The 14,499-nt window shown below is 67.4% G+C and carries 15 protein-coding genes; 5 read left to right on the top strand and 10 right to left on the bottom strand.

The genetic code is table 11. The features are described from left to right. Positions 1–38 precede the first annotated feature (38 nt). On the bottom strand, positions 39–431 hold the full coding sequence (locus tag HNO51_RS07505; RefSeq protein WP_197450445.1) for a hypothetical protein: 393 nt from the start codon (positions 429–431) through the stop codon (positions 39–41). 97 nt (positions 432–528) lie between these two features. On the opposite strand from HNO51_RS07505, the gene HNO51_RS07500 reads away from it, so the two are divergent. Continuing rightward, entirely contained in the window at positions 529–954 is a 426-nt protein-coding gene (locus HNO51_RS07500; protein WP_234283513.1) for a DUF721 domain-containing protein, read from the top strand. A gap of 20 nt (positions 955–974) precedes the next feature. Here HNO51_RS07500 and HNO51_RS07495 read toward each other — a convergent pair whose 3' ends face one another. Continuing rightward, on the bottom strand, positions 975–1,235 hold the full coding sequence (locus HNO51_RS07495; protein ID WP_197450443.1) for a hypothetical protein: 261 nt from the start codon (positions 1,233–1,235) through the stop codon (positions 975–977). A gap of 179 nt (positions 1,236–1,414) precedes the next feature. Between HNO51_RS07495 and HNO51_RS07490 the strand changes: the two genes are divergently transcribed. Both HNO51_RS07490 and HNO51_RS07485 read left to right on the top strand, forming a co-directional pair. After that, complete coding sequence (locus tag HNO51_RS07490; protein WP_197450442.1) at positions 1,415–1,717, top strand: winged helix-turn-helix domain-containing protein; 303 nt, start codon at positions 1,415–1,417, stop codon at positions 1,715–1,717. Beyond that, positions 1,714–2,724: an alpha/beta hydrolase gene (locus tag HNO51_RS07485; RefSeq protein WP_197450441.1), complete on the top strand. Its 1,011-nt coding sequence runs from the start codon at positions 1,714–1,716 to the stop codon at positions 2,722–2,724. The genes HNO51_RS07490 and HNO51_RS07485 overlap by 4 nt, the downstream gene beginning before the upstream one ends. 110 nt (positions 2,725–2,834) lie before the next feature. Here the strand turns inward: HNO51_RS07485 and HNO51_RS07480 are convergent, their stop codons facing one another. From HNO51_RS07480 to HNO51_RS07460, 5 genes are all read right to left on the bottom strand, one after another. Continuing rightward, positions 2,835–4,646, bottom strand: a complete 1,812-nt coding sequence (locus HNO51_RS07480; RefSeq protein WP_197450440.1) for an acyl-CoA dehydrogenase C-terminal domain-containing protein — start codon at positions 4,644–4,646, stop codon at positions 2,835–2,837. Between the two features lie 293 nt (positions 4,647–4,939). Next, positions 4,940–5,392 carry a MarR family winged helix-turn-helix transcriptional regulator gene (locus tag HNO51_RS07475; RefSeq protein WP_197450969.1) on the bottom strand — a complete coding sequence of 151 codons (453 nt, stop codon included), beginning with the start codon at positions 5,390–5,392 and terminating at the stop codon, positions 4,940–4,942. A gap of 91 nt (positions 5,393–5,483) precedes the next feature. Next, a complete protein-coding gene (locus tag HNO51_RS07470; protein ID WP_197450439.1) occupies positions 5,484–6,251 on the bottom strand; it encodes an SDR family NAD(P)-dependent oxidoreductase in 768 nt (255 codons plus the stop codon). Positions 6,252–6,267: 16 nt separating this feature from the next. After that, entirely contained in the window at positions 6,268–7,932 is a 1,665-nt protein-coding gene (locus HNO51_RS07465) for an AMP-binding protein (RefSeq protein ID WP_197450438.1), read from the bottom strand. Between the two features lie 174 nt (positions 7,933–8,106). Further along, on the bottom strand, positions 8,107–8,691 hold the full coding sequence (locus HNO51_RS07460; protein ID WP_197450437.1) for a TetR/AcrR family transcriptional regulator: 585 nt from the start codon (positions 8,689–8,691) through the stop codon (positions 8,107–8,109). Between the two features lie 167 nt (positions 8,692–8,858). On the opposite strand from HNO51_RS07460, the gene HNO51_RS07455 reads away from it, so the two are divergent. Beyond that, positions 8,859–10,046: an acetyl-CoA C-acyltransferase gene (locus HNO51_RS07455; RefSeq protein ID WP_197450436.1), complete on the top strand. Its 1,188-nt coding sequence runs from the start codon at positions 8,859–8,861 to the stop codon at positions 10,044–10,046. A gap of 51 nt (positions 10,047–10,097) precedes the next feature. Here the strand turns inward: HNO51_RS07455 and HNO51_RS07450 are convergent, their stop codons facing one another. Further along, entirely contained in the window at positions 10,098–10,901 is an 804-nt protein-coding gene (locus tag HNO51_RS07450; protein WP_197450435.1) for an ABC transporter permease, read from the bottom strand. Further along, on the bottom strand, positions 10,892–11,512 hold the full coding sequence (locus HNO51_RS07445) for an ABC transporter ATP-binding protein (RefSeq protein ID WP_197450434.1): 621 nt from the start codon (positions 11,510–11,512) through the stop codon (positions 10,892–10,894). The genes HNO51_RS07450 and HNO51_RS07445 overlap by 10 nt, the downstream gene beginning before the upstream one ends. A gap of 131 nt (positions 11,513–11,643) precedes the next feature. Between HNO51_RS07445 and arsB the strand changes: the two genes are divergently transcribed. Next, positions 11,644–12,729, top strand: a complete 1,086-nt coding sequence (arsB, locus tag HNO51_RS07440) for an ACR3 family arsenite efflux transporter (RefSeq protein ID WP_197450433.1) — start codon at positions 11,644–11,646, stop codon at positions 12,727–12,729. On the opposite strand, the gene HNO51_RS07435 is transcribed toward arsB, so the two are convergent. Beyond that, positions 12,726–14,405: a methyl-accepting chemotaxis protein gene (locus HNO51_RS07435; protein ID WP_197450432.1), complete on the bottom strand. Its 1,680-nt coding sequence runs from the start codon at positions 14,403–14,405 to the stop codon at positions 12,726–12,728. The two genes, arsB and HNO51_RS07435, sit on opposite strands and share 4 nt — an antisense overlap. Positions 14,406–14,499: the final 94 nt, after the last annotated feature.

Raw genomic sequence — 14,499 nt, 5'->3', positions numbered from 1 at the left:
TTCAGCCGGCGCTGTTCAGGACTGGCGGGAACCAGCCGTCACCGGCAGCATGGGTTGGCTTGGGGACGACGCGGCACGCGGGGAGGCCCGCGGCGGGAAAGGACGTCATGGGCGGCCGCCCAGCGACGCGGGGGCGCCAGGCGCTTTGGCACGACACGCCTTGCCACGGCCATCGGGCGCCGCTGCGGCCAGCGTGGCAAGGCGCGGCGGCGGGCCACGTAGCGACAGCGGGCACGCATCAGCGTGGGGGCGAGAATGCAGGTCTGTACCACCCGCTCGGCCAGGCGCAGCGTTTCCGCCTGGGTCAGGCCGGCCGGCAGCAGGCAGCTTACCAGCAGCCCGGCCAGCCACCAGCGCGACCGCTGACGACAGCGAGGCGACGCAGCCGACGGGCTGGCGACGCTACGATCCTGTGGCTGGGCGGCGGTCATGCTGTCGCGGGTCTCCGAGCGTGCTAGGCTTGGCGTGTTGGTTCGGACGAGAAACAAGCCCATGAGTATAAAGGTTAAGCGCTCACGAGCACAGCCCATGTCTCGCCTGCTGGGAGGCAAGGGCGAGCTGGCGCCGCTGATGCGCACGGCCAGGCTGGTCGCCCGGGCCCAGCAGCACCTTCGCGAGCACCTCCCGGAGGAAGTGCGTGAGCACCTGTTCGTAGGAGGCTATCGCGACGGCAAGCTGACCCTGCTCACCGATCGTGCGGTGTGGCTGACCTGGCTGCGCTATGAGCAGCCACGGCTGCTCGAGCTGCTGCACCAGCTGCCGGAATTCGCCACGGTCACCGGCTTCAGCCTGAAGGTGCGCCCCGTGCGCCCGCTCAAGGTGCCACCCCGCCAGGTGCGCACGCTGCCGGCCCCGGCCGCGGACGAAATCTCCGCCTGCGCCGCCGACGTCGACGACCCGCGCCTCAAGCGCGCCTTGGAACGCCTCGCCTCGCACGCCGAGCGAGATCTCTAGCGCGACCTGCCCCGCGTCGCTCACGCCAGGCGGAAGATGGTACCGTCGATGTCGACTTCGCGAATGTCGTCATAGGAGACGGTAATCCCGTTGATGTCGCCGGGTTCACCCTCGTGCTCGACCAACATCGTCTCGGGCACGACCTTCACGCCGGTGACCCCCACATGCTGGACACGCGCCGAGAAGCGCTTGCCCTCGCGCTCGACCACCAGCCGTTCCCCGAACATGCAGCGTCCTACCTGGGCCAGCAGCTCCTTCTTTTCAACGTGCTTGACGGTCATCGCTCTCCTCCCGCCTGACCATGCCGGCCGCAACCGGCACCGGTTCGAACTTGGGCCATTCGCTTTCACTGTAGGTGATGACGCAGGCCGGGACACCCCCTGCGGCCGACCCGGTCTGGAGCCGCACCACGCCCGGCGCTATGCTGGTCAACCGCCCCTTGCGCTACAATAGGTCGCCCATGTCACCAAGCAAGACCCAGTCCAGCTTCTATCGTCGCCTCTATCTCGCCCATCTGATTGCCAACGGCATCGCCAGCGTGCCGGCCATCATCGCCGCGACCGGCATGCCCCGGCGTACCGCCCAGGATACGCTCAAGGCGCTCGAGGAGTTGGACATGCGCTGCGAATTTCGTCCCGCCGCGGGCGAACGCCACAACAGCGGCCGCTACGAGATCACCGACTGGGGGCCCATCGACCGGGACTGGGTGGCCCGCCATGCCGAACGGCTGCGCCGCACCCTGGGCTATCCCGCGCTGTCATGAAGCGGCCTGGCTGGACCGCGGCACTGCTCGTACCCCTGGCACTCCTGCTGGAGGGTTGCGCCGGACCGGAGCTGCAGACACCGGGGCCCGGCGGCAGCGAGCCCCGGCTGACCTCCTACCAGGTCATTGCCGGCGATGGCTACCGCCTGCCGCTGCGCCACTGGCCTGCAACGGAGGAAACCGAGGTCGTGGTGCTGGCGATACACGGCTTCAACGACCATGCCGGCAGCTTCGAGATCATGGCCAGCGCCCTGAACGAACATGGCATCGAGGTCTATGCCCACGACCAGCGCGGCTTCGGCACCACTGCGCAGCGTCGAGTGTGGCCCGGCTACCAGCGGCTGCGTGACGACGTCCTCCTGCTCGCCGCGCTGCTGCGCGAGCGCCACCCCGATACGCCGTTGTACCTGGTCGGCAAGAGCATGGGCGCCGCGGTGACGCTGCTCGCCATGAGCGCCGACGAGCCGCCCCCGGTGGACGGCAGCGTGCTGATCTCCCCGGCCGTGTGGAGCAGGGAGGCCATGCCCTGGTACCAGCGCCTCGGATTATGGCTGGGCGTGCGCCTGATCCCCCAGGTCAGCTTCTCGATACGCACCCCCCGTCGCCTGGGCATCGAGCCGACCGACGACGAGGCGATCAAGCGGCAGTTGGCCAGCGACCCGCTGATCCTGCGCAGCGCGCGGGTCGACACCCTCTACGGCCTGACCCGCACCATGGGGCTTGCCCTCGAGGCCGCCAGCGAGCTGCCGCCACCCGCCCTGGTGCTCTACGGCGACGAGGACCAGATCATCCCCATGCAAGCCTACTGCGCCCTGCTGCGACGCCTCCCCGACGATGAAGGGATCCGCCTCGCGCTCTACCCCGGCGGCTACCACATGCTGACACGCTACACGCGGCGCGACCGCACCGAGCAGGACCTCGCAGCCTGGCTGCTTGCGCCCGGTGGCAAGCTGCCCTCAGGCTACGAGGTCACACGTGAGAGCACGCTGGCTTCGCACTGCGATTGAGCGCTAACGTCGCCGGGCAGGTGAATTCAACAGGACGAAAAAAAGCGGCGGGCAGGGCCCGCCGCAAGACACCGATCAGTCGCACTGACCGAGAGAGTGCCTGGTAGGGGTCAGATCTCGAAGCCGAGGCCGAACTCCTCCGCGGACAGTGCCATCAGCGGTTCGGCACCGGCCTGGATCATGCGCACATGGGCCAGGGTGCGCGGCAGCAGGCGCTGGAAGTAGAAGCGCGCCGTCTTGATCTTGGCCTCGTAGAAGGCGGCGTCGCCGCCGCCCGCCGCCAGTGCCTCGCGCGCCTGTCTGGCCGCTCGGGCGAAGAGGTAGGCCAGCGTCACGTAACCGGAGTACATCAGGTAGTCGACGCTGGCCGCCCCGACTTCTTCGCGATCGTTCATGGCCTTCATGCCAATGCCCATGGTCAGCTCGCCCCACTCGGCGTTGAGCTTGGCCAGCGGCGCGATGAACTCGGCCAGCTCGGCGTTGCCCTCTTCGGCCTTGCAGAACTTGTGAATCTCCTTGGTGAAGACCTTGAGGCTCTCGCCCTGGCTCATCAGCACCTTGCGGCCCAGCAGGTCGAGGGCCTGGATGCCGGTGGTGCCTTCATAGAGGCGCGTGATACGCGAATCGCGCACCAGCTGTTCCATGCCCCACTCCTGGATGAAGCCGTGGCCGCCGAAGACCTGCACGCCCTCGTTGGTGGCCTCGAAGCCCACCTCGGTGAGGAACGCCTTGACGATTGGGGTCAGCAGGCCCAGCAGGGTCTCGGCGCGCTCGCGCTCGGCGGCGTCCTGGCCGTGTTCGACGACATCGAGCAGCTGGGCGGTGTACAGCACCAGCATCCGGCCTCCCTCGGCAAAGGCCTTCTGGGTCAGCAGCATGCGCCGCACGTCCGGGTGAACGATGATCGGGTCGGCGGGCTTCTCGGGGGCCTGCGGGCCAGAGAGGGCACGCATCTGCAGGCGATCGCGAGCATAGGCCAGGGCATTCTGGAAGCTCGCCTCGGTCAGCCCCAGGCCCTGGATGCCCACGCCCAGGCGCGCGGCGTTCATCATGGTGAACATGCAGGCCAGCCCCTTGTTGGGCGGCCCGACGAGAAAGCCGCGGGCGGCATCGAAGTTCATCACGCAGGTGGCGTTGCCGTGGATGCCCATCTTGTGTTCCAGCGAGCCACAGGCTACGCCGTTACGCTCGCCCGGGTTGCCCTCGGCGTCGGGCAAGAACTTCGGTACCACGAACAGTGAGATGCCCTTGGAGCCCTCCGGCGCATCCGGCAGCTTGGCCAGTACCAGGTGGACGATGTTCTCGGCCAGGTCGTGCTCGCCCGCGGAGATGAAGATCTTGGTCCCTGTGATCTCGTAGGCGCCGTCGGCGGTGGGCACCGCGCGGGTCTTGATCAACCCCAGGTCGGTGCCGCAGTGCGGCTCGGTCAGGCACATGGTGCCGGTCCACACGCCCTCCACCAGCTTGGTGAGGTAGGTGGCCTGCTGCTCCTCGGTGCCATGATGACGCAGCGCATCGGCGGCGCCATGGGACAGCCCGGGATACATGCCCCAGGCCAGGTTGGTGGAGCACACCATCTCGTTGAGTACCATGGCCAGCGAGTGCGGCAGCCCCTGGCCGCCGTGGGCGGGGTCCGCCGCCAGGCTCGGCCAGCCGCCTTCGACGTACTGCTGGTAGGCTTCACGGAACCCCTTGGGCGCCTTGACCTCGCCGCCCTCCAGCAGGCAGCCCTCCCGGTCACCGCTCTGATTCAGCGGCAGCAGTACCTCGCGGGCAAAGCGCGCCCCCTCCTCGAGGATGGCGGCCACCACGTCGGGCGTGGCCTCTTCACCGCCCGGCAGCCGGGCATAGTGTGCGGGATAGTCCAGCAACTCATCCATCACGAAGCGAAGGTCGCGCAGGGGGGCCTGGTAGTCGGGCATCTCTACTCTCCACAAAGGTCGCCATTAGGTCGCCTGAAAGCGGGCGAGTGAAAGCAGCGAGGGCCGCTTTCAAACATGTGTTTGAAACTAGCTCGCCGAAGCCTTGGAGTCAAGCGCCCGTTTTAATTCTCGGCTCACCCACGAGCCCGGCCAGGCGCCCTATGCCACGGGAGAGGTGTTCAGGAAGCGTACAGAAAGCAAGAAAATAGCGCACATACATATGGAGTGATAAACAATGGCGCGCAAGATAAAAACCAAACCCACCCATGCCGGGCACAGGACCCGCCTTGTTCCTAGGGCATAGCCTCCTGCAGCTTCTCCCGTAGCGCCTCCAGCCGCGCCTTGAGCTCGACGAGCTCCGAGGCCGGCTGGCCGCTGGCCATTACCACGCAGTCGGGGATCTCCTGAGCGCGGGCCTGCAAAGCCCTCCCCTGCTCGGTGAGAAACAGCTCCACGACCCGCTCGTCGCGACGGCTGCGCACCCGCCGGAGCAACCCATCGGCCTCCAGGCGCTTGAATACGGGAGTGAGCGAACCGGTATCGGTCATCAGGTGGCGGCTGATGGCCCCGGCGCTCAGTCCATCCTCCTGCCACAGGATCAGTAGCACCAGGTACTGCGGGTAGGTAAGGCCAAGCCCCTTGAGCAGGGGCTTGTAGAACTTGGTCATCAGCAGCGAGGTGGAGTAGAGCGTGAAGCAGAGCTGGTTGTCGAGCTTGAGGTCGGCGCCGATCTCCTGACTGGCCATCACGGGGGCTCCCCTGTTCTTGTCGTGCGTCTCGTCGTGCGCCCTACGCTAGCGCGCCAGCCGATGCCTGCCAAGGCGCCGCTGCCAACGCTCACTGCATGCGAATGCCCCCGTCCAGGCGGATCACCTCGCCGTTGAGCATGGCGTTGGTGATGATCTGTTCGGCCAGGCGGGCGAACTCATCGGGCTTTCCCAGGCGCTTGGGGAACGGCACCGAGGCGGCCAGTGCCTTGGCGGCCTCGTCGGGAATCTCGCTCATCATCGGCGTCTGGAACACCCCAGGCGCGATGGCCATCACCCGGATGCCATGGCGCGACAGCTCGCGTGCCGCCGGCAGGCTCATGCCCACCACCCCGGCCTTGGAGGCGCTGTAGGCGCACTGCCCCACTTGGCCGTCGAAGGCGGCAATGGAGGCGGTATTGACAATGACGCCGCGCTCGCCGTCGTCGTTCGGTCCATTCTTCGCCATGGCGGAGGCCGCCAGCCGCATCACGTTGAAGGTGCCGATCAGGTTGATCTGCACGGTACGCGCATAGGCCTCGAGATCGGCGGGGTTGCCTTCGCGATCGACCAGCTTGGCCACGCTGACCACACCGGCGCAGTGCACCACGCCGGCCAGCCCCGCTTCACCGCCAAGGGCGACGGCGGCGTCGACCGCCGCCTGCATGTCCTCGGCCGAGGTCACGTCGCCGCGCACCGCGCGGGCCGCCTCACCCAGCTTTTCGGCGTGGGCATCGACGTCCACGCTCAGGTCGCACAGCACCACCCGGCCGCCGCCGGCAACGAGCCGCTCGGCCGTGGCCGCTCCCAGGCCGGAGGCGGCGCCGGTGATCAGAAAGGTACGGTCCTTCACTTGCATTGGGTTGTCTCCCGGTTCATTTGGCTGCCTCGGCCTTCTCGGCGGCATCGGCGCGCAGCTTGAAGCGCTGGATCTTGCCGCTGGGCGTCTTGGGCAGTGCATCGACGAACTCGATCACCCGCGGGAAGGCGTGAGTGGAGAGTCGCTCGCGCACGCGCTGGCGAATCTCCTCGGCCAGCTCGTCGCTCGCCTCGAAGCCCTCGCGCAGCACCACATAGGACTTGATGATTTCGCCGCGGATGTCATCGGGCTGGCCCACCGCGGCGGATTCCGCCACGGCCGGATGGGTCAGCACGGTGTTCTCCACGTCGGTGGGCCCGACCCGGTAACCGGCCGTAGTGATGATGTCGTCGTCGCGGCCGGCGAACTGGAAGGTGCCGTCCTCGTTGCGGATCACCACGTCGCCGGTCAGGTAGTACCCCTTGGCGAACGGATGCTTCTCCTGCCAGGTATAGCCGGCGAAGAAGTGCGCCGGCGAACGCTCGATGTCCACCGCCAGCACGCCGGGCTCCCCCGGGGGCAGCTCGTTGTATTCGGCGTCGAGAATGGCCAGGCGATAGCCCGGCATCGGCACGCCCATGGCACCGACGTGCTTGGGATGCTCCAGGGCATGATGGTTGCAGCAGGTCATGCCGGTTTCGGTCTGGCCGTAGTGATCCATCACCGGACAGCCCAGCGAGCGCTCGACCCAGGTCACCACTTCGGTGTTGAGCGGCTCGCCGGCGGAGCTGGCCACGCGCAGCTCGAGACTCTCGTGGGCGCTGTCGAACAGCCCCGAGGCCTTCATCAGGCGATAGGCGGTCGGGGCGGCGGCGAAGTTGGTGATGCGGTGCCGCTGCATGAACGCCAACGCTCCTTCGGCGCTGAAGCCGGCCTCGCAGAAGTGCGTGGTCACGCCCAGCAGCAGCGGCCCGGCAATGGCGTAGTAGAGCCCGTAGGCCCAGCCGGGGTCGGCCATGTTCCAGAAGCGGTCGCTCTCGCGCAAGTCGATGGCCAGCTCCATGTAGAGCGCGAAGGCCGGCATGCCGGAGAGCGGCACCGCCACGCCCTTGGGCTTGCCCACGGTGCCCGAGGTGAACATCTGCAGGAACGGTGCTTCCGGCGAGAGCCGTGGCGGGTTGGCCTGGATCGGTGAATGACCCAGCGCCTCGCTCCAGTCGAGGTCGCTGGCATGCCCTTCGCTCGGCCCGCCCACCGCCAGCACCGGCGGGCACTGGGAGAGGCCGTCGAACTTGAAGCGGTTGGCGTGATCGGTGATCACCAGCTTGGTGTCGGCCCGGCCCAGGCGGTAGTCGACGGCATCGGGGCCGAAGGCAGTGAACAAGGGCTGATAGACCGCCCCGATACGCCAAGTGGCCAGCACCGCGACCAGCAGCTCGCGAGAGCGCGGCAGCATGCAGGCGATGCGATCGCCGACCCCGAGGCCACGCTCGGCGAACCAGCCGGCCAGCCGGGCGCTCTGTGCCTCGAGCTCGGCGTAGGTGAGCCGGTTGACGTTGCCCTGGGTATCCTCGTGAACCAGCGCCAGCACGTCGCCCCGTCCCGCACGCAGGTGGCGGCCGCAGCAGGACTCGTAGGCGTTGAACTTGCCGTCGCCGTGATCATCGAGACGGTCAATGACCGCATCGATGGAAAAACGCCCGTAGTAGGTGGAATACGCAGGAAGGGTTGGCGTGCTCATTGACTGCCCTCTTGTGCCGGATTGTGCTTGTTGTTGAACTCTTACTGCTTAGATGCCGTTGACGTAAGCGTCAACCTAGCAAGCGCTAGGTACAAACTAGAAGCAAAGCCGGGACGGGGCAACCCCCGCGGTAGCGGTCGTAGGCTAGACCTTGGTCGAGTCAGGAAGCCGGGATCAGGAAGCGCGAGAGGAGGAAGTGATCATGGCCACCAGCTCATGGGCCAGGTCGTCCGGCTTGCGCGGCCCCTCGGGGTCGTACCAGCGCACCGTCCAATTCAAAGCGCCCATGACGAAGCGCGACACCAGGAAACGGTCGCCATGGATGAGCCCGGCGACCAGGGCTTCGTCGATGACCTGCTCCCAGAGTTCTTCGTAGGCGTCGCGCAGATGGCTGAGGTGATCCCGTGCCGAGGGGTCCAGCCGGCGCCACTCGTAGAGCGCGACGACATGCGCGTTGCGGTCGGTCAGCAGCGTCTGCAGGTGAGCCCGGGCCATGGCGTGCAGGCGTTCGCTGGCTGATTCCCCGCACTCCTCCAGGGCCTGGCGCGCCAGCGTCAGGGCGTTCTGGGTGCCCTCCTCGATGACGGCGGCGAGGATCTCCTGCTTGTCGCGAAAATGGTGGAACAGGCTACCGGACTTGATGCCCATCTCCTGGGCGAGCATGCGCACCGTGGTGCGATCGAAGCCCTCCTGGACGAACAATTGAGCGGCCAGACGGGTCAATTCCTTGCGGCGTGGGGACTCGTTAACGACATTCATCGGGTTTACACTAGCGCTTGCTTGGTTGATCTTGAGAAAAGCACAGCGTCGCCGGCAGGTCAACGCGACTGCTGCAGAGCACGCCCAACGATACGCTCGAGAGCCCTGTCGAGGTCAGCTCTCGAGGACGACAAACACAACGGATGATTCGACAGGAGAGCGCCACCATGAGCAGCCCTACCGACATCGTGTTCCTTTCCGCCGCCCGCACCCCGATGGGCGGCATGCTGGGTAGCCTCTCGAGCCTGACCGCTCCGGAGCTCGCCGCCACCGCCATTCGCGCCGCCATCGAGCGCGCCGGCATCGAGTCCAGCGCCATCGACGAAGGCATCCTGGGCTGCGTGCTGCCGGGTGGCGTCAAGCAGGGGCCCGCCCGCCAGGCGATGCGCCAGGCCGGCATTCCCGATGGCATCGGTGCCACCACCATCAACAAGCTGTGCGGCTCGGGCATGAAGGCGACCATGCTGGCCCACGACCTGATCCGTGCCGGCAGCGGCGAGGTGATCCTGGCCGGCGGCATGGAGTCGATGTCCAACGCCCCGCACGTGCTGACCAAGGCGCGCACCGGCTATCGACTGGGCCACGGCGAGCTCAAGGATCACATGTTCCTCGACGGCCTCGAGGACGCCGAGACCGGCAAGCTGATGGGCGTGTTCGCCCAGGACATCGCCAGCGAGCGCGGCTACTCACGCGAGCGCCTGGACGACTTCGCCATCGCCTCGCTGGAGCGCGCCATGGAGGCCACCAACGCCGGCCACCTGAAGGCCGAAATGGCGCCGGTCACCGTCACCAGCCGCCAGGGCGAGAGCGTGGTCGAGCACGACGAGCAGCCATTCCAGGCCAAGCTCGACAAGATCCGCCAGCTGCGCCCCGCCTTCGCCAAGGACGGGACCATCACCGCCGCCAACTCCAGCTCGATCTCCGACGGCGCCTCCGCGCTGATCCTGGCCAGCCAGGCCGCCGCCGACCGGCTCGGCGCCAGGCCCCTGGCACGCATGCTGGGCCATAGCACCCACTCCCAGCATCCCAGCGAGTTCACCATCGCCCCGGTGGGCGCCATCGACAAGCTGATGAAAAAGCTCAGCTGGAGTGTGGCCGACGTCGATCTGTTCGAGATCAACGAGGCCTTCGCCGTGGTCACCCTGCTGGCCATGGACGGGCTCGACATCCCCCACGACAAGGTCAACGTCTACGGCGGCGCCTGCGCCCAGGGCCACCCCATCGGCTCCACCGGCTCGCGCATCATCGCCACGCTGATCCATGCCCTGCGCACCCGTGGCGGCAAGCGCGGTATCGCCAGCCTGTGCATCGGCGGCGGCGAGGCCACCGCGGTGGCGGTCGAACTGATCGACTGAGCCACCCCTGCCACCAGACGCCCGCAGCCCCGGCAGGGGCTGCGGGCGTCGTCATGAACGGGGCAGCGACAGGCGATCGAGCCGCAGCCGCTCGCGGGCATCGAACAGGCGACGGCTGCCCACGGCCACCGCAACCAAGGTGCCGAAGCCGGTGCCCAGCGTGATCGCGAACATGATCAGGATCTGATACTTCACCGCCAGGCTTGGCGCCGTGCCGGCGAGTATCTGCCCCGTCATCATGCCCGGCAGGCTGACCACCCCCGCGGCGGCCATGGCATTGATCATCGGCATCAGCCCGCTGCGCATCGCCTCGCGACGAATGTCGCCGATCGCCACTTGCCAGGGTTCGCCGAGCATCAGGCGGTTCTCGATCACGCCGCGCTGACGCCAGGCGGTATCGGTCAGGCGATCCAGCGCCAAGGCCACCCCGGTCATGGTGTTGCCAAGCAGCATGCCCAGCAGCGGAATGGCGTACTGCGGGCGATACCACGGCTCGGGGCCGATGACGACCGTCAGGGTCAGTACGGCGACGGTGAACGAGGAGAGAAACATCGACAGCGTGCCGATGCCGAAGGCCCAGCCACCCAGCAGGCGGCGCTTCTGGCGCGCCATCACCTCGCGCCCGGCGACCAGCAGCATGGCCAGCGCCATCAGCACGACCCATGCCAGTCGCTCGGCGGCGAACAGCGCCTCGAGCACCAGACCGACCAGCGCCAGCTGGATCACGGTACGCAGCGCGGCAATCAGCAGGCTGCGGCTCATGCCCAGCCGCATCGCGGCGGTGCAGCCGGCGAGAAGCATCACCATTGTCGCCGCCAGCGCCAGCTGCCACCAGGAGAGCGCAATCACGTCCATGCGACCTCCACCTCCTCCAGCCGTCCGCCGGCGATCCGCCAGTGGCGGCGCCCCACCCGGGCGATCTGCCCGCGGTCATGGGCGACCCACAGCGTCGGCCAGCCGCGCTCATGAATACGCGCCGCCAGCCAGGCTTCCACCCGCGCGCCGGTCTCGGCGTCCAGGTTGGCGGTGGGCTCGTCGACCAGCAGCGCCCTGGGCTCGCGGCTCACGGCCCGCAGCAGCGCCAGGCGCTGCTTCTCGCCGGTGGAGAGCCGCCCCACCTGCCAGGTCAGGGCGTCTTCCGCCAGCCCCAGCGTCTGTAGTTCGGCAGCCCCTGGCAGCTTGACGAAGTGCTCGGCCACCGTTTCCGCCCACCAGTGGCTCTCGGCGGGCACCAGCATCACCCGACGCCGCCAGGCGTGGCCGAGCGTTTGCGACTGGGCCTGCCCGCCCAGCCAGACTTCGCCGGCATGCGGCTCGAGGTCGGCCACGGCGCGCAGCAGTCGGCTCTTGCCTGAACCGCTGGCCCCGGAGAGGCAGACGATCTCGCCGGGCGAGACCTTAAGGTCGATGCCATTCAGCGCACCGATGCCGACGCCGGCGAGCCGCAGAGGTTCGGTTGGGCCCAAGTCGCTTCCCCATCATAGCCGTTGGCCGAATCATAGCAGCGCAGGCCCTGGATTCGACACGCCTGGCGGCATTGCTCACATATGGAAAAGCATATATCTTTCGCCCATCCCTTCGCGTGCAGGAGCGGTACATGTCCGACGACACTCTCTCGCAGGCTCCCTCCTCCGCCAAAGGCATGGGGCGATTCGAGCGCTTTCTCTCCGTGTGGGTAGCGCTTGCCATCGTGGCCGGTGTGCTGCTCGGCCAGTTCGCCCCTGCCGTGCCCGAAACACTAGCCCGGTTCGAGGTCGCCCAGGTATCGATCCCGGTGGCAATCCTGATCTGGGCCATGATCTTCCCGATGATGGCCCAGATCGATTTCGCCGCCGTGCTCGGCGTTCGCCGCCAGCCCAAGGGGCTTATCATCACCACCACGGTGAACTGGCTGATCAAGCCTTTCACCATGTTCGTCATCGCCTGGTTCTTCCTGATGGTGGTGTTTCGTCCGCTGATCCCCGAGCCTCTCGCACAGCAGTACCTGGCAGGCGCGATCCTGCTGGGTGCCGCGCCCTGCACCGCGATGGTCTTCGTCTGGAGCACCCTGACCCGTGGCGACGCTGCCTACACCCTGGTACAGGTGGCTCTCAACGACCTGATCATGCTGTTCGCCTTCGCCCCCATCGTGGTGTTTCTGCTCGGCGTCTCCAACGTCCAGGTGCCTTGGGATACCGTGGCGCTGTCAGTCCTGCTCTATATCGTCATTCCGCTGACCGCCGGCTATCTGACCCGGCGCTTTCTCATCGCCCGCCACGGCAATGAATGGTATGACAATGTCTTCATGAAGCGGGTGGGGCCGATCACTCCCATCGGTCTGATCGTCACCCTGGTGCTGCTGTTCGCCTTCCAGGGCGACGTGATCCTCACCAACCCACTGCACATCGTACTGATCGCGATTCCGCTGATCGTGCAGACCTTCCTGATCTTCTACATCGCCTACGGCTGGGCCAGGGCCTGGAGAGTGCCGCACAACGTGGCCGCCCCCGGTGCGATGATCGGCGCCAGCAACTTTTTCGAGCTGGCCGTGGCCGCCGCCATCGCGCTGTTCGGCCTGCAGTCCGGCGCGGCGCTGGCCACGGTGGTGGGCGTGCTGGTGGAGGTGCCGCTGATGCTGGCCCTGGTGCGCATCGCCAACAACACCCGACACCTCTTTTCACCAGCCAGCGTGGGCCAGGGCTAAGCCGGCTCGAGCAGCGTTTCAATCGGGCGCTGCACGGGCGTCTCCGTGTCTTCGGGCTTCTGCCGGGAACCAACCGCAGGCGGCCCCCATGACCCGGTCATGCCATGGGCAGGTTGCGCAGCGGGCAGCACGAAGCGCTGGGCCTGCTCCTGCATGCGCAGCGATTGCACCTCGAGCTCGCCGGCACCTGCCGCGGCCTGTTCGACGAGCAGGCTGCTGTCACGGGTGGAAGCCTCCATCTGCCCCATGGCCCGGTTCACCTCCTCGATGCCGAGCCGCTGCTCTGCCGAGGCGTGTACGACCTGCTCCATCAGCCTATCGACCCTTTCGATGGCCGCCATGATGCCCCGGGTATGCTCGGCGGCCCGCAGCGAGAGGACGTTGCCCTCGGCCACGCTCGCCCGGGACGCCTGGATGCGCTGCTGGATGTCCCGCGCTGCCTCGGCGCTACGCGATGCCAGGGCGCGGACCTCGCTTGCCACCACCGCGAAGCCCCGGCCCTGATCGCCTGCGCGAGCCGCCTCGACCGAGGCGTTGAGCGCCAGGATGTTGGTCTGGAAGGCGATCGACTCGATCACCCCGACGATGCTGGCGATCTCGTCGGAGTGGCCATGGATCTCGTCCATGGTAGCGACGAAGCGCGTGATGACGCCCTCGCCTTCTCGTGCACGCTGGGTGGCGGCCTCCGCCGACTCGCCCACCTGACGGGCATTGTCGGCGTTGCTGGCAACCGTCGCCGTCAGCTGCTCCAGGCTGGCGGCGGTCTGCTCGAGCGCCACGGCCTGCTGGCGGGTCCGGGCCGCCAGCGCCTGGTTGTGTGAGGCCATCTCGCGACTGCCCAGGTGGACGCTGTCACTGGCGCTGCTCAGGAGGCCCACAGTCCCGATCAGCGAACGCTGCATGGTGGCGAGCTCGGCATACAGCTGGCCGATCTCGTTGCGCCCCCTCGCCTCCACCGGGGCGGACAGGTCGCCCCTCGCGATACGCTGGAAGTGCTCGACGATGCGTCGCAGCGGCCGGATGACGTTAATCGTGACGCCCCAGATGACGCCGGCGATCAACACGACCGCGAGCAGCAGCGCCGCCAGGATTGCCCAGGTCATGCCATTGGCCAGGCGCTCGAAGCGCCGCGTCAGGGCCTCGCCCCGTGCCGTCGAGCCGGCAAGAAAGGCATCGGCCGCCTCGACGAAGGCCTGGCCACTGTCGTGAACGCGAGACTGCCCGGAGCGATAGCCGGCGTCATCGCCCTCCTCGAGCAGCAGCATCTGCAGCTTCATGTTGTTGTCCACCAGCGACCGGTAGCGCTCGACGAGCGCCTCGACATCCGCCCCGCGCTGCTCGGCCACGGGCATGTCGAGAAACGCCCGGAAGGCTCGCTCGGCGCCGGCCAGGCTGCCCCCCGCACGCTCCAGCACCGGTCCCGGCAGCTCGAAGGCCGGCGCCCGCATCAGCTCGGCGGCGCGGTCCATGTCCAGGCGTGCCTGAAGCAGGCTGGTATAGGTGCGGTTCAGCGCACCCGCCTGCTCCACGTTGAGACGATTGAGCGTACCGAAGGCGTCGCGGCTCAGATGATTGGAAACCAGGCCCAGCCCACCGGCTCCCGCGATCAACACGCTGAAAGCCACCAGCACCAGCGACCAACTGAGCCGTACCGTCATGTCTTGGAATCGTTGCATACCTTCCCCGCGTCCTGGTTGTCATCCGACACGGCCCATGCAGGCCGCCCGCGGGTAGATTAGTAACAGCTGAAGATGACAGTTCGGGGTAGGC

Source organism: Billgrantia sulfidoxydans (assembly GCF_017868775.1).
In the GTDB taxonomy this organism is placed as follows: Bacteria; Pseudomonadota; Gammaproteobacteria; order Pseudomonadales; family Halomonadaceae; genus Halomonas; species Halomonas sulfidoxydans.
Note: the sequence above shows the minus strand (reverse complement) of the source record. Positions and strands in the feature narration are given on the sequence as shown.